Source organism: Geobacillus sp. DSP4a, assembly GCF_013096875.1.
Classification (GTDB): domain Bacteria; phylum Bacillota; class Bacilli; order Bacillales; family Anoxybacillaceae; genus Geobacillus; species Geobacillus thermophilus.
Genome location: NZ_SDLD01000050.1, coordinates 1 through 20,824 on the forward strand (window position 1 = coordinate 1; position 20,824 = coordinate 20,824).

The window sequence follows — 20,824 nt, forward strand, 5'->3', positions numbered from 1 at the left end:
AGCCGAAGTGCGTTTACCCGTTTATCCAGTTTCGTTCGATGGAGTAAGTAGCCAACGAGAGCAAGCCCAGCACTTGGGGTAATCGCTTCATCTGTCAATACAAACCGAATCGGGAAATCTTTCATCACATTCACCTACTTGATGAAGAGTCGTCAACGTCGTTTTCCCTTATCGTATCAACGGTTTGCGACCATTGTAAAGATGTTTTGTCACGGATTCAGGTGATAGAAAAACTTGAAGAAAAAGGAAACGGACAAGTAGTAAATCAAAATGAACTCATTGAAACAGTCTATACAGCGCAAGGAACGGAAGATATCCGGCTGACAAAAGAATTTCTCATGGAGCCGGAACTGCTCGTTGTTGTACTAGGTGCTCTTATCCAGCAGGGGGAAATCGTTGTAACGGTAGACAATAAAACATACGAAGCAATGAACTTTGCGGAATTTATTAAACTTCCTTTAAGTAAATTGACGAATTTTAGCCATATTAAAAAGCCAAGCGGTCTTCCGGTCGCGGCGATTCATGCATTAGTGGACATGTTTGACGTTCCAAAAGGAAATGTGACCGATCAAAATTGGCTTGATTTTGCCATTAGGCAAATAATTAGCGGCGCTAAACAAGCGTTGGACAAAACCGTAAGAATGATAAACGATGTACGCCATCAATTTCAAATTTGGGACGGTCCGTTATTTTCCAATGACGAGCGTGCACAATATATCGCGAAGCTAGAGAGTCTAAAATCATTTTTAGAAGGCCTTCAAGTATACAACACGCGGGCGAAGCTTACTAACTTAAAATATGGCGTTCTAGAAATCGAGCAGCAAAAAGAAAACTTAGCGGTCGTTGAACAATTGGAGCAGTTGGAGCAAAAAATCAATGAATGTATGAAAATAGTGAATTACTTATCAACCGCGCTCCACATAATGAAAGCAAATAAAAATTGGGCCGAAAATGTCGATATCGCGCTAGCTAATCTCGCAAGCGCGTTAAAAGAAAACGGTGATTGCATAGAAGAAATTCGTGAGTTAGAAAAATTGAAAGAAGAATATATTGATCATTATTTGCAGCTACATCATCAAGCGCGGCTAAATGCGACGGAAGAAAATAAGAAAAAAGCGCTGTTAAATGATAAACGTTATTTGGCATTAAAAGAGTTAGCGTCAAGAATCGACTTATTGCCGCGTCAGGCATTAGATGAGTGGGTAAAAAACATTCAAGCGCTGAAGGCTTGCTATCAGTTAACTCGTGAACAATTGGAGCATCAGCAAATTTGCCCGCATTGCAAGTTCAATCCGAACGACGAATTGATGGTACAGCGATATTCATTAGAACAATTAGAGGAACGGCTGGATGATTTGTTGAATACTTGGACCGAGACGCTGTTAACAAACTTTAACGATTCGATGGTGCAGGAAGGAATTTCATTGTTAAGCGAAGAGCAACGACAACTCGTCCAAGAATTCATCAATAAAAAGCAATTTGATTTACCGATTAACATTGGCTTGTTGGAAATCATTAATGATTTGCTGAAAGGAATTCATAAAGAAGAAATTGATGTAGAACAGCTTGTCAAAATGATGGGCGACGGCAATCCGCTAACGATCAGTGAAGCACGAAAAAACTTTGAAATGTTAATGAAAGCAATTGTCGGCAACAACCAGCCAGAGCGGGTACGCATTATTGTGAAAAAATAGAAGGGGGAAATAACATTGGACGAAAAACAACTATCGCTTCTTGATGATCATGAACAAGCAGACAACGGTCCCGTTGTCTGCTTAGGCATGACATTTAAAAATGATGAAGAACGTCGGGAATACTTCCGGAACGAACTGCGCAAAAAACTGCCGGAACTAAAGAAAATCGAAGGATTCCCAATTGGGGATGATGAAGATATTATCGCGCTATCCGATCCACCATACTACACCGCATGTCCGAATCCGTGGATTAACGATTTTATTAAAGAATGGGAACGGGAAAAGAAAGAAAAGTACGGTAGAGATGAGAATGAAGAGTATCACCGGGAGCCGTTTGCGGCAGATGTGAGCGAGGGGAAAACCGATGCAATGTATATGGCACACGGCTATCATACTAAAGTACCATTTAAGGCCATTATCAGGTATATACTTCATTATACAAAGCCTGGTGATATTATTCTTGATGCTTTTTCAGGAACCGGCATGACAGGTGTTTCTGCAGCATTAAGTGGTCATGAAAAAACGTTAAAAGATATGAATTTTAAGTTTAATTCTGACGGTGAAATATTATTGGATGGCAATATTTTTTCAAAAGTTGGAGAACGAAAAGCAATTTTAAATGATATATCACCAGTAGCTAGTTTTATTTCCTATAATTATACAAATATTCCAGATGCTGAAGAATATGAAAAAACGGCTCTTCGTATTCTTTCGGAAGTTGAAGAAGAATGTGGCTGGATGTTTAAAACAATACATAGTATCAACGGACAAAAACAAATAGACAAGAATGGTAACTATATTATAGGCACAATAAACTATACTGTTTATAGTGATGTTTTCATGTGTCCTAACTGTTCTAATGAAATAATATTCACTGAAGTAGCTTTAGATTTTGAAACTGGAAAAGTACGTAGTGAATTCGACTGTCCTCATTGTTCTGCTAAATTAAATAAACGAATTTTAGAAAGGGCAAGTGAACATCGGTATGATCCAATTTTAAATAAGGTAGTAACTTTTGCTAAGCAGGTTCCTTATTTAATTAACTATAACGTTGGAAAACAAACCTTTACAAAAAAGGTTGATAAAGAGGACATTGATTTAATAAACAGAGTTGAGAATACTTTAATTCCTTACCGAGTACCATTAGTGAAACTACCTGAAGGAGTAAATACTGAACAACCTAGAAGAAGTCATGGAATTGAGTACGTGCACCAATTTTATACTAGGAGAGCATTGTACACATTATCTAAATTATTTGATTTAATTGATAAGGTTGAGGAGAGGTTAAAATATTATATAATTTATACTTTTGAACAAGCAATTTTGGGAATGGCTAAAATTGCAAGATATGTCCCTACACATTTTTCGCAGGTGAATCAATATTTAAGTGGTACGCTTTATATAGGTTCACAAGTCATAGACCCTTCCTTAACTTATTTAATGAGGAATAAAATTGGCAGGTTGAAAAAAATACTAACTGAATATCACGATGCTTTTAACAGAACAAATTTAATAACAACTCAAGCTGCACAAAGCTTAAATCAAATTGAGGACGAAACTATTGATTATATATTTACTGATCCTCCTTTTGGAGCAAATTTAATGTATTCTGAGTTAAATATCTTATGGGAATCTTGGCTGAAAGTTCGTACGAATAATCAAAAGGAAGCTATTGTTAATAAAGCTCAAAATAAGTCATTATTAGACTATAAAGAGTTGATTCATGAGTGTTTCAAGCAGTATTATAGGGTTTTAAAGCCAAACAGATGGATAACTGTAGAATTCAGCAACTCTCAAGCATCGGTTTGGAATGCTATTCAAGAAGCTATCCAAAAAGCTGGATTTGTTATAGCGAATGTTTCAGTATTAGATAAAAAACAAGGAAGTTTTAAAGCTGTAACTTCAACTACAGCAGTAAAGCAAGACTTAGTAATTTCAGCTTATAAACCGAAACATGAGACTGTGGAAAAAATGAAGCAACAACAAAACACGGAAGAATCCGCTTGGACATTTGTTCGTCAACATTTAGAGCAGTTGCCGGTATTTATTGGGCATAAAGGAGAAGCGCAAATTATTGCAGAACGAACACCGCGCATTTTATTCGACCGTATGGTGGCGTATCATGTTCAAAACGGTCTGCCTGTTCCGATTTCATCGGCAGAGTTTCAGGCAAAAGTGGCGCAGCGATTCCCGATGCGTGACGGGATGGTATTTTTAGAAAGTCAAGTTGCGGAATATGACAAGAAACGGACGTTAGTGAAAGAATTTGTGCAAATGAGCTTGTTTGTCACGGATGAAACGAGCGCGATCGAATGGCTACGTCAGCAGTTATTAAAGAAACCGCAAACGCGCCAAGATTTGCATCCAAACTTTATGAAAGAAATCCAGCATATTGCCAAACATGAGAAACTGCCAGAACTTGACGATTTGCTCGAGCAAAACTTCCTAAAATACGAAGGCGACGGACCAGTGCCAGATCAAATCGCCAGCTATCTGCGCCGAAATTATAAAGATTTGCGTGGATTGGAAAACGATGATCCGCAGCTGAAAGAAAAAGCGATGAACCGCTGGTATGTGCCGGATCCGAATAAACAAGCGGATTTAGAGAAATTGCGCGAAAAAGCGTTATTGCGGGAGTTTGAAGGATATGTAGAAGAATTGAGCAAGAGCAAGAAAAAGTTGAAACAGTTCCGTACGGAAGCGATCCGCGCAGGATTTAAGAAGGCATGGAGCGAAAAAGATTACGAAACGATCGTGAAAGTCGGTGAACGTCTTCCGGAAAACGTTATTCAAGAGGATGATAAACTGTTAATGTATTACGATAATGCGCAAATCCGTTTAGGAATGTAATAAGGGAAAAAGCCTGGTTTTTACGGAAAAATCAGGCTTTTTCCCATTTCTGCTGGTATAATGGATTCATAGAAATTAGTAATTTTAGGTGATAACATGAAAACGTGGCGTGAGGAAGTACTGGAAAAATTTATTCATATCCCGTATTCGCTGCTGTTGATAAATGATCCAGATTTCTTATTGAATGACGAACAAATTCTTCAACAATTAAGAAGCACTGGATACGAAGTAGTGCACTTTCACGACAGCATTTTCACCCGCTACTTGTATGAAACCCAATTTCGTGAAAGAGTGGAACAAGACGAGTTAAGGCTACTTATTTATAGCAATGAAACGGAGGAAACATGTTTTCCATACGACTTTTTACAACAAGGTTATCATATACGACTGCATATTCGTGACTTGTTTCCAAAATTCTCAGCAACCGTGGTCCGACAGTTAGATAAAGACGACTTTGATGGATTATATGCTGCTCATAAATCGTATCAAGGGTCTAACAGTGACAAGGAAACATTGGAGTATATCGTGAAACATGTTTATAAAATCCCTTACGAATTGATTGACAGTGAAGTGGAGCTATATAAAATGCTTCTTTCCATCCATTATCAGAAAAAACAATTGCCGCAAAAAGTGCAAGAGTTTTTAATCGAAAAGCTAGCGGAACGAAATGAATTAAAAGAGATGCCAGTGAAACGTTTGCTGATGTCATCTAGTTATTTTTTTCAGTATATTGAAAAACGATGGGTGGAATTTGTTCAGCAGTTGTCGGCGATAGAAAAGGATCTCGTATTAGAAGAAAGCACTTTTTATTTAGCCCATCCTTTTTCCAATCCAGATGTAAGAAGACTAATGAATGATTTGTTTACAGAAGGATATATACGAAAAGCAAAAATAGACGTAACCCGTTCTTTTCCGTCATGGATGAAATCTGGTATAGAAATAGAGAAAGAGGATTCAATGGAGGAAAAACTTCGTCACCTTTATGATAAAATAGTTGAGCAAATTCCAGCGGCAAGCCGTTATAAAGATTGGCTACATATGATGGAATGGATGGCGGAATATAAATGTACCATTCTAGAGGCAAATAAACGGGAATATGAAGAAGAAGCGTATGCTCTTTTTCAGCAAGTAAACGGGGCGTTCGAGCAATGGATGATGACGAATTACCGCTCCTTAACAAGCCTGCCGCCCGTCCCGAAGCCGAAAATGGTGCACCATATTGTGCAGTTTCTCGCTGCAAAACGTGCGCAAAACGAAAAAATTGCATTGCTTGTGATGGACGGCATGAGCTATGTTCAATGGAAGAGAATAAAACATGATTTAGAAAATAAAGGTTTTACTTTTGAAGAACATGGTGTATTTGCGTGGGTGCCGACATTGACATCGGTTTCTCGTCAGGCTATTTTCTCCGGTCATTTTCCATCGGTATTTTCACAATCGATTCATACAACGGCCAAGGAAGAGAATTATTGGAAAACATTTTGGGAAAATAACGGGGTGCTGAAGCAATATGTTTCCTATCAAAAAGGATTAGGAAAAGACCGTTACAAAAAGGAAGAGATCGCAGCATTTCGGCGTCCGAGTATCAAAATATATGGCGCGGTGATTGATAGTATTGACCGATTCATTCATGGAGCTGTACAAGGGGAAAAAAGTTTAATGTCCGAATTGCAATTATGGCTGCATACGGACTACTTAGCGCAGTTATTAGCCGATTTGCATGATGCGAAATTTACGATTTATATCACTTCTGACCATGGAAATACGGAAAGTGTCGGAATCGGAAGGATCTCTGAAGGGGTATTAGCGGAACAAAAAGGAGAGCGTGTCCGCATTTACGACGATGTTGTTTTATGGCAAGATGCAGCGAAAAAAATCAACGGAATTCCTTGGCAAGGAGCAGGGCTTCCAAAAGATTATTACGCTTTATTAGCCCCATATGGACAAGCTTTCGTTCATAAAAATGAACGAATTGTCAGTCACGGTAGCATTAGCATCGAGGAAGTGATCGTTCCATTCATCAGAGTGATTGCGCATTAGGAGGATCATACATGGTAAAACCAGTAGGATTTGATCAAAAAATCATGTTGCATCATTTAGATTTTACAGCGAATGAAGCAAGGAAATTGTCAAGAAAAGAGATGTATGAAGCTTTAGATTACTTTTTGCGAAGCGATATTCAAGGGGCAAAATCTAGGAAAAATGCGATTACGATGTTAATGAAAATATGGTATTTAGTGGACGAGAATGTGATTCGATTACGTGACAGCGTGTTGGAATTATTTCCGCATTTGACAAAAGAAGAGAGGCTGCTTTTGCATTGGGGAATGACCATCCTTGCGTATCCGTTTTTTAAAGATGTTGTCTATGAAATGGGGAAGCTGTTTCGTTTGCAGGATGAAATACCAAGCGCTGTCATCGGAAGAAAGATGAAGGAGTTGTATGGAGACCGAAGACGTGTCGAAGTGGCAACGAGCGCGGTATTAACGAGCATAAAAACATGGGAAGCGGTTGGGTGGTTAAAAAGCCGGGTGTATACGCCGCTGCCGAAGGTCGCCATTACCTCAAGGGAACTTCATCCATTTATTACGGAAGTCATTTTGCGGGCAATGAATGTGACTGCGATCCCTGTAGATTTTCTTTATCATCATCCTTTATTTTTTCCGTTTTCGTTTACGGTCAGTACAGAGTCATTGCGGAATGCGCACCAGTTTAGCGTGCACCGCCAAGGTATAGATCAATTGATTGTCGAATTATGTGAATCGTGATGGCGTGGGGGTAATGAAGATGTTTCATGCTGGTGAGGTCGTTTATGGTCCGTATTTTCCTGAAAACGTCGAAGTAAAACGTTGCGAACTATTGGAGGATTTCTATATTATTGAAGCAATTGGGCGGGAAACGCATCAGTTTTATGAATTAATGCTGGAAAAGGAAAAAATAGCGGAGTTGAAAAGATTAAAGGAAGATGCAAGCCAGCAGCCTGTACAAGGAGAGGACATTCAGCGGTATTTACAATATTTGATGTTCCGCCATGAGATGATGTATTCTCGCACACGGGCATTAGGGAACAAGAAACTTCTCCCATTGCCGCATCAAATTGAGGCGGTGTATGGAAGAATGCTTCAAGTTCCGCAAATCCGCTTTTTATTGGCGGATGATCCTGGTGCGGGAAAAACGATTATGGCAGGGATGCTGATAAAAGAATTAAAGGCGAGACACAGCATCGAGCGCATTCTTATTTTGACTCCCCCTTTAGTCGTTAAGCAATGGCAGGAAGAAATGATGGAGAAGTTTCACGAACATTTCTCGATTATGAACCGCCATGTAGTTAAAGAGTACAGCGGGAAAAATCCGTTTGTCGATCACCGTCAATGTTTAGCATCGATGTATTGGGCGGCGCGGGAGGATGTGAAGCCGCTTATTCAAGAGGCCGATTTCGATTTAATTATCGTCGATGAAGCCCATAAAATGGCAGCGTATACCCAAGGAACAGTAAAAAAACGGACAACAAGAACGAAGCTGTATCAATTGGGCGAATCGATTTTACGGAAAGCGCCGCATTGTTTATTGCTTACTGCTACTCCGCATAAAGGCGATATGGAGAATTTTCGCCATTTAATGAGGTTAATTGATGAGGATGTTTTCGCAAACATAAAAGGAAATGAAAGCTTGCGTGAAAAAACCAACCCGTTTATGATTCGCCGTTTAAAAGAAAGCATGAAAAATTTTGATGGAACACCGCTGTTTCCGAAGCGGACGACAAAAACGATTCAATATACATTGACCGAAGAGGAACTAGCTTTATACAACGCAGTTACAGATTATGTAAGGGAACATTTTAACCGTGCGATTCGAAACGGAAGCCATAGCACAGCGTTCGCCATGATGCTGCTTCAACGCCGGTTAAGCTCTTCGCTGGAAGCCATTTTATTATCTTTAAAGAGAAGATATAAACGATTAGTTCATTTATACAAACAGACAGAGCAAGAAAGACGGAAGTATGTAAACAAAATAAATCAAATAGAGTGGGATGACTATTTAGAAGAAGACAGCGAACAGCAGGAGCAATTGGAAAAACAGATAGTGCAGGCAGTGGACTCGATTGATCCAGTGGAATTAAAAAAAGAAATCATCGTATTAAAGAAATTAATCGAACAAGCGGAAAATTTGCGTCTGTATGCGGTGGAGAAAAAGTATCAAGAATTAGAAAAAACATTGTTTGGTACAAACGGTCTGCTTCAGCGAAACGAAAAAATTCTCATTTTTACGGAGTATGCGGATACATTGAATTATTTAGAGAAGAAACTGCTTGAACGTGTGCCGAGAGTAGCGAAAATAGTCGGGAGCTTTTCGATCGAAGAACGCCGAAGACAAGTAGAGCTGTTTCGAAATGAATGTTCGATTATGCTAGCAACAGATGCGGGCGGCGAATCGATTAATTTACAATTTTGCAATCAAATGATCAACTATGATATACCATGGAACCCAAATAAATTAGAGCAGCGGATGGGGCGTATTCATCGGGTTGGGCAGAAAAACGAAGTATTTGTATTCAACCTAGTCGCCCAAAATACTCGTGAAGGCACTGTCATGACCCGCTTGTTGGAAAAAATGGAGCGGATGAAAGAAGACTTAGGAGCGGACTTAGTTTACAACTTTATCGGCGAAGTGATTGAAGAAAAATTTGAAAGCTTGGCTAATTTAATGCAGGAAGCGATTTTAAATCGCGAACGTTTAGATGAAGTGATTGCGAATATGGAGAAAGTATTGTCGGAAGAACATCGAAAATTGCTGCAATTGATGCAAGAAGAGCGATTGGCTGAGGATCCAATTGATTTATCCGTGTTAAAACAGGAACAAAATGATTTAATGGTAAAACGCGTGCCTGTACGTGCATATGCCGATTTGGCAACATACATTTTAAAAAGGAAAAAAGTACGTGTTTATGAATCAAATGATGGAAAAGTAAAACGAGTGGAGCGATTGCCGAAATTTATTCGTGATCATCTTCCTGAATTGTCCCAGTACCAAGGGGAAAGTTTTCGTTTTACTGGTTTTCGTGAATATGAAACAGAGGAAGTGGCGTTGTTAACGGGTGACCATCCAATTTTTCGATTAAGCATGGATTTAATGAAAAAGGAAATAGAAAAACATGATTGGGAAAGATATTTAGTTACCTATGATGTCCCTGAACCGTTGATGGTAGAAGTACATCAGGTTCGCATTGTAGATGGAACTGGAAAAGAGTTAGAAAATCATTTTATCCATCTAGCAAAGCGGGAAAATGGCGAAATTGTGGTTCTACATCCGTATTGGCTATTTGCAGGTAGTTTTTCTGATCAAGTTCTAGTATTAAATGATTATACATCCAATGATCATACCGTCCATGTCATTAAGCATTCTTCCTTCATTCGCGATCAAATACAAGCGAAGCGCCAGAAACAGCTGGATAAAATACTGGCGTTTTTGGAAAAATCATTTCATCAGCAGTACCAAGATCTGTTGGAAAAAATAGATCAATATCAAAAGGAAAATATCGATAACCGCAATAGTGCTCTGATTAACCAAATGAATGCCCGCATTATTGACTTAGAGATGAAGAAGGAAGAGCGTTTAACCCTCATCCAGCGCCAAAAAAACATTAGTATGAAACCGCCGAAAAAAATGCTTTCCTTACAGCTTGTCCCATCGGGACGCAGTACGAGAGTCATGGCGATAGATTATAAAGAAATGGTAGAAACGTATGAAAAGGCAAATGGTAGGATGAACGTTAAAATGTTTGATTGCCTTGGATTGGTAGATTTTTATAGCGAACGGTTTAATGGAGAAGAGCGCTATATTATTTTAACGAATGACCGTAACTATATGCCATCTGAACAGCATCTGGAAGATTTATCGGACATTTTGTCCAACGTATACATTTATGTTGTTCAAGATGGTCAAATTGTTGAAGAAAGACAGATGGATCGAATTGGAATAAAACTCGTCTAAAAGGAACATTTCGAAAGGAAGGAGAAGATATATTGGATAAAAAGGAAATTTTACCAATAACTAGGCTCTTTGCCACAAAATGTACTTGACAATCAGGTTGTTTTCTGATCAAGGGTACAAAAAATGCGAAATTTCCTGTATGGTAAAGGTGACCAAACCATCAACCATGGAGGAAATTTCGCATGCAATCTCAGTTTATCAAAGATTTGATCACTTTACCAGGCTTTCTTATTCATGGAGAACGAAAAGAGGGAGAACGATGGATTTTTGAACTTTCCCTCCCTCCTCATTGTCCGATCTGCCCGACTTGCTTCGGACGGACAACCAAAATATCATCGAAACGAAAACAATGGATTCATGGCTATCCAAGTACGGTCGGTTTATTTTGGATTGAACTTCCCATAGAAAGACGGCGTTGTCAAGCCTGTTTTCTGACGTTCACCGTTTCTTATCCGGGACTTCCGTCTCACAGGATCGCGACGGAATCGTTTCAACATTGGGTCGCCCAGTTATGCATCGGAAAAACGATTCAAGAAGTCGCTCGCTTGTTACAACTCGCCTATACGACAGTAGAACGCTGGTTTTATCAATATGCCCCGGCTCTTTTACCAACATCGAATCCTACAGTAGTATGTGTGGATGAATTCGCTTTCCGAAAGGGACATGATTACGGAGTAGCGGTGATGGACACACAGACTCGGAATGTCCTTTCCATTGCTTCTGGAAAAAATGAAGAAGCCATTGTGGAGGCGCTTCAACCCGTCGCCTCCAAAGTGAAGTATGTTGTCAGCGACTTGGCTCCTGCCATGAGAAAAGCCATTGAAAAGGTATGTCCAGAAGCCATCCATGTTCTTGACCACTTCCATGTGATTCAGTTTCACCGATGCACTGGAACGTTGTCGCAAATACCTTGCCAAAGGCGGAACCAAACATGGAAGCGTTCGCCGCGTGTGCCGATTGTTAAGCCAACGTCCAGAAAAATTAACAGAAGAAGAGAGACAGGAAGTTCGACAATGGTGCCAAGAAAGTGCTTATTTACGTGATGTCTATCAAGCACTTCAACATTTCCGTTACGTATCCAAAAGCCAAACAAGAAAGCAAGCCGAAACTCGTTTGACCCAATGGTTTGACCGGTACCTTTTTAGCGACTGTGCCGCCGTACGCAGGATTGCCAAGGCACTCATCACCCGAAGAGACGCAGTGCTTTCTTGCATCGTTTTTTCTTACTCAAATGGTCCAATGGAAGGAATCAACAACAAAATCAAATTGATCAAAAGGCGAGGATATGGGTATCGAAATATCCAGCGTTTTACTTTGCGTGTCCGTCTAGAGATCTCTATCACATTTTAACGTAAAAATCAAGTGCATCTTTTGGTGATGAATCAAAATTATACAGTTTACCGTGATGGTGAGCCAATAATGATTGTTTCACAGAGTGAGTTTAAAGACTTTAAATAAAGAATTTTCGATATTGATGCCCCGTTTTTATCACCTGACAAGCGGGCGCGTTGACAAGAAGGGCAAACAATGCCATGTAAAGCAAGATTGCAATTTTATATTTTAATAAGGGGATAGTATGAGTGAAAAAATTTTTTGTAGAGGTTTTGTGGGCGTTTGTCATGTTCACGTTTTCTCTCTCTTTGTTTAGTGATTTTGCCTTTGTCATTGCCATTTTACCGTTTGCGGCATTGGCTATTTTTCTTATATGCGCAGTGACAGAAGTGTTTGTTTCTTATTTTGAGAGAAGATGGGGAGTGAAGTGGGGTTGGACAGTTGTTTTAGGAATTGCAATGGTTACGTCGCTTCCTTTTTATCCGTCTTTTGTCTTTATGATTCCCATTTATATTGGGGCAATGGGGTATTATGCAGGGAGGCGACTATTTACTAAATTTTGTAGGATGCAAGGAAAAGCTTAATCACTCACTTTTTGCACCCTCCCGACGAAAATCGGGAGGATTTTTTGCGCTCATCGTCGATGCCGTTTTTGTCGAACGCCACCCGCCTCGTCGAGCAGTTCATCGAGCGGCTGATCGAAAACAATTTTGGCATGTTTTTCTGGAATGTTTTAGCGACTGTAGATGAGCCAATTCACCAACATAAAATGACAACCAAACAAAAAGGAGACATGAACCGGATTCCTTGGGTAAATATAGATGTGCTCAAAACCTATTCGCACAAGGGCGTTCATGTCTCATAAATCGTTGAGCACATCACCTAGGAATTGACATCTTCACGTTAGGGTTGCCGTCGCTGCTGTCCAAACCGGTCATCAAGCCTCTCGTTCATATCGTCGATGTCTTGACCGGCGAAAGACCGGCCGAAGATGGATGAATACCGCGTTCGCCACATTCGGGGGGATGAAACGGTATGGGGCGGCGGTGCTTCCCGACTGTATGTACAGCATCGCCGAATCTCAACAACCCTCTTTTCGCCGAACGGGAACAGCTTCGATCGCAGAAAGGCCGCAGCGTCGTCGAGTTCATTGATGACGCCGCGATATTCCCGTTGGTGTGATCAAAAAACAGCTCCGTATCGTATAAGGGGGTCCTGCTTGTCTTTCTAACAATAGAAATTACTTTAATGAAAAAGGCTTATCTACAGTTATAAATGATTGCAGGTAAGTAGCATAAATGCTATCATTGTGTATAATAATTGGTAAAGGATAGAGGATATTGTTTGAGGTAATATACACAGGAAATTTGACACTCCACACGCCTAAAGGGCGTGGGATTCTTGGGTCGCTCACGTCCTCATCCATTTCTGGTTCGGACCACGCCCAAGTTTAGGGGTGTGTCATCACCCCGTCCCATCGGGTTAGAGTGTACCCCGATGGGCGGCGCACCTGTGACCAGTGCGCTAGGTTAGGAGGCGAAGCCCGAAATCGCTTTGGCGATGTTGATGGCGCCATTCAAGTCGGCGTGGAGAGTGTATCCACACCTTTGGCATCGGAAGCAGATGCCGTTTCGGTTCGCTTTCTCTCGATGTCCACATTTACACGTTTGGCTCGTATAAGTTGGATTCACCCACTCCACCCGAATGCCTGCCATTTCGGCCTTATAGGCAATCATCGTTTGCAGTTGGTGAAATGCCCAAGAATGAAGGCTTCGTCCTGCTTCTTTAGCCGATGTTGCCCGTTTCCGAATGCCTGTCAAATCTTCCATCCGAATCACGCCAACACCGTTGGCGAGCGCAACATTCACGATTTGACGGCTGATTTTGTGATTTTGATCCTTCATCCAGCGGGACTCTTTGCGGCCGATTTTGCGAATCATCTGGAGCTTCTTGGCTTTGCCCAACGTTCGCCGCAAAGCCGCATAGCGTCGGCGCACAAAGGCGCATTGGTTCCCTTTGAAAAACCACGATTTCGTTCCCACGCTGGCCACGGCGATATAGCGAAGCCCTAAATCAACTCCCATCACCTTTGTTTCGTGTCGCGGTTCCACTTCAAATGTGACCGCAACAGCCAAGTACCATTTCTTTCTCTTTTTGTAGAGCTTGGCGGCCCCTTGTTTGACGGTTCCGTCCAGCAGCCGATTCAGCCACGCTTCTTGGTAGGGGCGCGCAACCACTGGCACGCCAATTCGCTTCTCCAGTGTGGGGAAGGAAACCGTGTAGAACGCTCCTTTCTTTTCCACCTTTACGTTTTGATTGTTAAAGCAACACCATAATGTTTGAAAATTATGTGTTTTCTGGTTTTTCTTTTGGGACTTCACTTCTCGAATCGTCTGATTGACGACGGCGGAAGGAAACCGCTGCGACGAAAACTCTTTAAATAGTTTGCTCGTTGCTTGATTCAGCTCGGGATGATTCAACAGCCAATTCGCAAACGCGGTATTCACTTTTGTCATCCGTTCATACATGTCTTGTTTGGTTTTCGTCGGCTTGTGCAGTTCCAGCCTTAGTGTGATCGTGGGCATGGATTCACCTCCTTGTGGCAATTTCAGGATACCATTTTTTTCAGAATCATTCAATATTCAGAAAACGGCTCACTTTCATTCCACCCCTCAAGGAATGGGCTTTCTCGCTCGCAGGTCTGTAAAGGAATTTGAAAATCATCTACTGAGTAAAGCCGAGCAAGAACTTAGACAAAAAGGTCGTCCGGGGATATGGTGTCATGTTGCTGATGTATATGCCAGGCAACTTACGATTATTCAACATCATCCATATCCTTCTGATCCAGAGGACAACAGCTTTCCGGATGATATCATCCCTCCGTCGTTGAAACATCTTCGCATGAATACTCGTTATGATCATTTTTACAGATGGGGTATAAGAGGTGGAAGAACTGGAAATCACAGAATTATATTTGCGATTCACAATTTTTCAAAAGTCATATTGCTTCATTATTTTGACAAGCAGTATAACAGAGCGATAAGACGAGAGGATATTGTGCCGGCTGAATCAGCATATGAACGTTATTGCGCTTTCGACCCTTGCCTTTATTAATGGACTGGGAGGGAAAAACAATGAGTGATTTTTTTAAGAAATATGCAGCCATTCGAGGCGAGCAACATGTTCAAAAACTTCGATTGGAAGGAACGATAGCTGCACAGATTAAAACAAGACGAAAGCAGCTGAATATGTCTCAACAGGAACTGGCAGATCGCATTGGAGTTCCAAAATCCACGATTGGGAGAATTGAAGCGGGACTTACAAGTCCTAGGGTAGAGACGCTTTTTAAAATTTCGCAGGCATTGAATACTCCTTTCATCATTGATGGTACAAGCAGACAGGATCATAACCTAAATGTTCAAGTTTAGCGCATAATAGGTAAATCGATGAGTTCTTTGATCAACTGAGAGTACATGTGAATTTTCCTCCGATGATTTGGCTCGGTCTCCTTTACCATACGGGAAAATTCGCATTTTTTGTATCCTCTATTTTCCCAATGCGCACCTATCTTGCCGTAAATGATCAAGTACAACTTGTGGTGAAGAGCCGGAAAAGCTTAATCACTCACTTTTTGCACCCTCCCGACGAAAATCGGGAGGATTTTTTGCGCCCATCGTTGATGGAGAGGCTGGATGTCTTGCGCCTTGACGTCGAGTTCGATCAATTCGTTCCTAGATCGAAACAGAGCCCTCGTTCTTAAGCTGTGTCTATGATAATCAATCTATAGTTTCGACAAATTTCAACAACATCCTACCAGTTGTTTTCGTAAAATAAAACCATAAAGAAAAGAAACAAGGAGCCATTCGTGCATGAAGACAAAAGGGATGATTGACAACAGACAAAACGGCCTAGTCGGCGATGCGTTGAAAGCGCATATCACAAAAGGCAGCAAACTATCGATTGCGGCGGTGCATTTTACGTTATATGCGTTTGCAGAGTTGAAAAAAGAACTGGCGCAAATCGATGAATTCCGTTTTATTTTCACAGAGCCTGCCTTTGTGCGCGGTGATCGTTCATTCAATGAATGGATGAAGAAAAACGAAGCGGCGCTGTATGGAGTAGAAGAAGAACGAAAATACAAAATCGAACTTAACCAAGCATACATAGCAAGGGAACTGGCGAAATGGCTGAAACAGAAAGCAAGGGTGAAATCGGTCGTCAATCAGCGCATTCAAGGCAGCATATATCATGTGCGAAATGAGGACGGGTCACAAATCGGCTTGATCGGCGGGGCGCCGTTTTCCAGCCCAGGTCTAGGCTACAGCAACTCTTCCAATATTTATATTAACCATATTGTCGACGATGAGCATTCAAATACCCAACTGCTTCGTCAGTTTGACGCCATTTGGCAAGATGAACAGGCGCTGCAAGATGTGAAAGACGAAATATTGCGGCGCTTAGAAGTGATGTATAAAGAAAATTCGCCAGAGTTCATTTACTTTGTGACGCTCTACAATCTATTTAAAGGCTTCTTGCAAGATGCGAAAAACTACGAATCGCTACAAACAAGAACGGGATTTGAAAATACGGTCATTTGGAACAAACTTTACGATTTTCAGCGCGATGGGGTAATTGGCGCCATCAATAAAATCGAAACGTATGGAGGATGCATTATCGCCGACAGTGTTGGGCTCGGAAAAACGTTCGAAGCGTTGGCGGTGATTAAATATTATGAACTGCGCAATCACCGCGTTCTTGTGTTGGCGCCAAAAAAATTAAGAGAAAACTGGACTATTTACCGTTTAAACGATAAGCGCAACATTTTGGCGGAAGACCGCTTTTCGTATGACTTGCTCAACCATACCGATTTATCGCGTGAGCGCGGATATAGCGGCGATATTAATTTGGAGCATGTGAACTGGGGAAATTATGACCTAGTTGTCATCGATGAATCACACAACTTTCGCAATAATGATCCGCGCAACGATCGGGTGACGAGATATTCCCGCTTGATGAACGACATTATTAAAGCGGGAGTGAAAACGAAAGTGTTAATGCTTTCTGCCACCCCTGTCAATAACAAGCTCGATGACTTAAAAAACCAGATAGCTTTCATTACGGAAGGAAATGACAAAGCGCTAGCGGAAACGGCGAACATCAAAAGCATCAGTCAAACGATCCGCCGCGCGCAGTCGCAGTTCAAAAAATGGAGCAATCTTCCTGAAGAAGAGCGGACCACTGAGCGGTTGTTAGATATGCTAAACTGGGATTATTTCACCTTGCTTGACTCATTAACAATCGCCCGTTCGCGCCGCCATATTGAAAAATATTACAACGTGGACGCTATCGGGCCGTTTCCGACGCGTCTAAAGCCGATCAATCTGAAAGAAAAAATCGACAGCAAAGATGAGTTTCCGCCGCTTGAGAAAATCAACAACGACATTTTGCGGCTTCGCATGGCGGTCTATTCGCCGATGCAATACGTGCTGCCGCACAAAAGAGCGGACTATAGCGAAAAATACGACACAAAGGTCGCAAACGGCCGAGTGTTTAAGCAAACCGACCGCGAGCACAACCTTGTTTATTTAATGAAGTCGAATTTGCTGAAGCGGTTGGAGAGCAGCGTTCATTCGTTTTCTTTGACATTGCAAAACATCATCCAACAAATCGACGAACATCTCAAGAAAATCGACCGTTGCGATGGAAGTTCTGGGACAATTGGCGAGATGGACGAGATCGATGCGGAAGATCCGGAATTGGAAGAGGCGTTGATTGGCTCGAAAGTCAAAATCTTTTTGAAAGACATGGATTTGATCCGTTGGAAACAAGATTTGCTATACGACCGGGAGATTTTGCTGAGGCTGCTTCACCAAGCGCGGAACGTAACGCCGGATCGCGATCAGAAGCTGTTGGCGTTGAAACGATTGATTGAACAGAAAATCAAGCACCCGATTAACGATCAGAACAAAAAGCTGCTCATTTTCACAGCTTTTGCCGATACGGCAAACTACTTATACGAGAATTTGCATCAATGGGTGCGAAACCAATTTGGCTTGCACTGCGCGGTCGTGACGGGCGCCGATCGGCCGAAAACGACATTGAAGATGAAGAAAGTCGATTTCAATCATGTGTTGATGAACTTTTCGCCCGTCTCGAAAGAGCGGGATAAAGTGATGCCGGAAATGAAAGACGAAATCGACATTCTCATTGCCACCGACTGTATTTCCGAAGGACAGAACTTGCAAGACTGCGATTATCTCGTCAACTATGACATCCATTGGAATCCGGTCCGCATCATCCAGCGGTTCGGCCGCATCGACCGGATCGGCAGCAAAAACAATCAGATCCAGCTCGTAAACTTCTGGCCATCAATCGAGCTTGACGAATACATTCAGCTCGTCAATCGGGTCAAAGGCCGAATGACGATCCTGGATATTTCATCGACCGGGGAAGAAAACGTCATTGCCGACAACAGCAATGAAATGAACGACTTGGAATACCGCCGCAAGCAACTGGAAAAATTGCAAAATGAGGTCATTGATTTAGAGGATATTTCCGGAAATATCTCGCTGACGGATTTTACTCTCGACGACTTCCGGATGGATTTGTTGAATTTCATGAAGGAACATAAAGAAGAGCTCGAGCGGGCGCCGTTTGGACTGTTCAGCATTACCGCCAATCAAAATGAAAAACTGAAAGACGAAATTCAGCCAGGCGTCATTTTCTGCCTAAAACAAACGGCGCCGATGGCATCTGCGCATGAACAAAACGCGCTTCATCCCTATTATTTGGTGTATGTCCGCAAAGACGGCACGGTGTTGTACCATCCTGGGCATGTCAAGAAAATGTTGGACCTGTATCGCTCGCTTTGCAACGGCAAAAAAGACGTCGAATGGGGCTTGTACAAGGCGTTTTACCAAGAGACGAAAAACGGAAAAGACATGGGGCAATACAAGGCGCTGCTGGAAAAAGCGGTGGAAGAGATCGTCGGCAAGATGGATCAGCAATTGATGCTCAACATCTTCAGCCTAGGGAACTTGGACGCCTTCGTGACGAACGCCAACACGAGCTTGCAAGATTTTGAGATCGTTTCGTATTTGATCATTAAAGGGTGAGGATCATGGCCGCATCCGCATTTTATGCTACAATAGGACTGGACGAGCGCGTCCGCCCGTTGCATAAAAAGCTCGATAAAAAAATGTTTTACGACTATGCGGATTTGACGAAAAAAGAAAAGGACTATATGACGAAAGACGTCGAGCGGATCGAGCTGACGTATTTGTTGTCTCCGGGCGTCATCAACATTCAGCCGTTCGTCAACGACGACTACCATTACGAAGGGGTTATGTTTATCACCGTTCGGCTGCGCCCGGAATCGAAGGATGCGCACGTTTCCGTGATCGGGGAGATCATCCAAAAAACAGTGCCCAACCCAACCGTTATCGTGTTTGAAAAAGAAGGAAACGTTCGAATGGGGACATGCCGCAAGCGGCTGAACAAAAACGACCGGACCAAAACCGTGGCCGAAGAATGGGCGTATACGCCGTGGTTTTCTCCCGATCATGATGACGAGACAGTCAAGCAGTTTCTTCGCGCCGTCCATATGACGAGGCTTTCGTTCGCCAACTTTTTTCGGTTTTATCAAGACATCCATCTGGCGGTGCAGGCGTTCCAGCACGCCAAAGCGATCGGCGCCTTTTACATCGCCGCTGATGAACAATCAAAACAGCTCGTCGCGCAAATCGAACAGGCGGAAGTCGAAATCGCAAAATGGAAAAACGAAATCAAAAAAGAAACGCAGTTTAATCGAAAAGTCGAATACCATATGAAAATTCAACAGCTAACGAAGCAAATCGAACAATGGAAGCAACAATTGCACGGAAAGGAGCAGCACGATGGAAAAACTGGACGGAAGATCACTGGATCTCATCAAAACGAACATTGAAGCGTTAAAACAGCTATTCCCAGAAGTTGTAACGGAGGGAAAAATCGATTTTGACAAACTGAAGCTTGTTCTCGGCGAAGAGATTGAAACGCGCAATGAAAAATATGAATTCACCTGGCACGGCAAAACACAGGCGATGAAACTTGCGCAAACGCCATCGACCGGCACACTAAGACCGGACAAAGCATCAAGCAAAAATTGGGAGACAACGGAAAACTTGTATATCGAAGGCGACAACTTGGAAGTGCTGAAATTGCTGCAAAAATCGTATTTTGGCAAAATCAAAATGATCTACATCGACCCACCGTACAACACGGGGAAAGACTTCGTGTACAAGGACGATTTTCGCGACAATATCAAAAATTATAAAGAAATCACGCAGCAAACGACTAAGGCAAATACGGAGACAAACGGGCGCTACCATACCGATTGGTTGAATATGATGTACCCGCGGTTGAAGTTGGCGAGGAATTTGTTGCGGGAGGATGGGGTTATTTTTATAAGTATTGATGATAATGAGGTTGCCAACTTAAGAAAAGTTTGTGATGAGATATTTGGAGAAAATAATCTTATTGCCCAATTTACTTGGGTGAAAAAAAAGAAAGGTAGTCATTTGTCTCAGACTATCCGTAACATAACTGAGTATGTAATTGCTTATAAGAAGAAAGATGTAAACATTGAATTATTTGGAGAAAATGCATATTCTGATAAATGGCAACCATTAGTGAAGAGGACAAATAGTCATAAGGTGCTAGTTTTTCCCGCTAATTCAGTACAAACTACATTACAAGATGGAACTTATGAAGCTGGAATATATGGAGAGGGGAGCACTTCCATAAATTTTTTGGAACCTTTTATAGTTAAAAATGGTTTGGTTATATCTAACCTGAATCCGTGATGGTTGGAAATCAACTTTGATTTTGGTGTTAGTTCTATGGATATATGATCCATACATCCCTTTTTTTGATGATTCCCTGCACCACTTTCATGTTTGAAAACGAGATAAATCCTC

Annotated in this window: 10 protein-coding genes and 3 pseudogenes; 12 read left to right on the forward strand and 1 reads right to left on the reverse strand. The window is 41.7% G+C overall.

Annotated elements, in window-relative coordinates:
* Positions 1-206: 206 nt before the first annotated feature.
* From ETC02_RS14385 to ETC02_RS18615, 8 genes and pseudogenes are all read left to right on the forward strand, one after another.
* A complete protein-coding gene (locus ETC02_RS14385; RefSeq protein ID WP_216367843.1) occupies positions 207-1,694 on the forward strand; it encodes a DUF6079 domain-containing protein in 1,488 nt (495 codons plus the stop codon).
* 15 nt (positions 1,695-1,709) lie between these two features.
* Positions 1,710-4,544 (forward strand): DNA methyltransferase, encoded by a 2,835-nt coding sequence (locus ETC02_RS14390; protein WP_216367844.1) that lies wholly within the window; start codon positions 1,710-1,712, stop codon positions 4,542-4,544.
* Between the two features lie 96 nt (positions 4,545-4,640).
* On the forward strand, positions 4,641-6,584 hold the full coding sequence (gene pglZ / locus ETC02_RS14395) for a BREX-3 system phosphatase PglZ (protein WP_171698368.1): 1,944 nt from the start codon (positions 4,641-4,643) through the stop codon (positions 6,582-6,584).
* A gap of 11 nt (positions 6,585-6,595) precedes the next feature.
* Entirely contained in the window at positions 6,596-7,312 is a 717-nt protein-coding gene (locus ETC02_RS14400) for a hypothetical protein (protein WP_047818205.1), read from the forward strand.
* Between the two features lie 19 nt (positions 7,313-7,331).
* On the forward strand, positions 7,332-10,535 hold the full coding sequence (locus tag ETC02_RS14405; RefSeq protein ID WP_063211927.1) for a DEAD/DEAH box helicase: 3,204 nt from the start codon (positions 7,332-7,334) through the stop codon (positions 10,533-10,535).
* A gap of 182 nt (positions 10,536-10,717) precedes the next feature.
* Positions 10,718-11,885, forward strand: a pseudogene (locus ETC02_RS14410) (ISL3 family transposase).
* 230 nt (positions 11,886-12,115) lie between these two features.
* Positions 12,116-12,451, forward strand: coding sequence for a hypothetical protein (locus tag ETC02_RS14415; protein ID WP_044744776.1), 336 nt, complete (start codon positions 12,116-12,118; stop codon positions 12,449-12,451).
* A 389-nt stretch (positions 12,452-12,840) separates the two neighbouring features.
* Positions 12,841-13,075, forward strand: a pseudogene (locus tag ETC02_RS18615) (IS701 family transposase); the annotation flags it as partial.
* Between the two features lie 321 nt (positions 13,076-13,396).
* On the opposite strand, the gene ETC02_RS14420 reads toward ETC02_RS18615, so the two are convergent.
* Positions 13,397-14,452, reverse strand: a complete 1,056-nt coding sequence (locus ETC02_RS14420; RefSeq protein WP_015375302.1) for an RNA-guided endonuclease TnpB family protein — start codon at positions 14,450-14,452, stop codon at positions 13,397-13,399.
* A 549-nt stretch (positions 14,453-15,001) separates the two neighbouring features.
* Here ETC02_RS14420 and ETC02_RS14425 point away from each other — a divergent pair.
* The 4 genes and pseudogenes from ETC02_RS14425 to ETC02_RS14440 form a co-directional block, all read left to right on the forward strand.
* Entirely contained in the window at positions 15,002-15,295 is a 294-nt protein-coding gene (locus ETC02_RS14425) for a helix-turn-helix domain-containing protein (RefSeq protein ID WP_021321279.1), read from the forward strand.
* Positions 15,296-15,736: 441 nt separating this feature from the next.
* Complete coding sequence (locus ETC02_RS14430; protein ID WP_171698369.1) at positions 15,737-18,982, forward strand: helicase-related protein; 3,246 nt, start codon at positions 15,737-15,739, stop codon at positions 18,980-18,982.
* A 5-nt stretch (positions 18,983-18,987) separates the two neighbouring features.
* Complete coding sequence (locus ETC02_RS14435; protein ID WP_171698370.1) at positions 18,988-19,812, forward strand: DUF4391 domain-containing protein; 825 nt, start codon at positions 18,988-18,990, stop codon at positions 19,810-19,812.
* Positions 19,763-20,470 (forward strand): annotated as a pseudogene (locus ETC02_RS14440) (site-specific DNA-methyltransferase); the annotation flags it as partial. The gene ETC02_RS14435 and the pseudogene ETC02_RS14440, both read left to right, overlap by 50 nt.
* Between the last annotated feature and the right edge of the window lie 354 nt (positions 20,471-20,824).

Bases quoted from the DNA above. Each gene is read 5' to 3' on its own strand.
- ETC02_RS14420 (WP_015375302.1), bottom strand. From the start codon at position 14,452: ATGCCCACGATCACACTAAGGCTGGAACTGCACAAGCCGACGAAAACC.
- ETC02_RS14430 (WP_171698369.1), top strand. From the start codon at position 15,737: ATGAAGACAAAAGGGATGATTGACAACAGACAAAACGGCCTAGTCGGC.
- ETC02_RS14400 (WP_047818205.1), top strand. From the start codon at position 6,596: ATGGTAAAACCAGTAGGATTTGATCAAAAAATCATGTTGCATCATTTA.
- ETC02_RS14435 (WP_171698370.1), top strand. From the start codon at position 18,988: ATGGCCGCATCCGCATTTTATGCTACAATAGGACTGGACGAGCGCGTC.
- ETC02_RS14425 (WP_021321279.1), top strand. From the start codon at position 15,002: ATGAGTGATTTTTTTAAGAAATATGCAGCCATTCGAGGCGAGCAACAT.
- pglZ (WP_171698368.1), top strand. From the start codon at position 4,641: ATGAAAACGTGGCGTGAGGAAGTACTGGAAAAATTTATTCATATCCCG.
- ETC02_RS14405 (WP_063211927.1), top strand. From the start codon at position 7,332: ATGTTTCATGCTGGTGAGGTCGTTTATGGTCCGTATTTTCCTGAAAAC.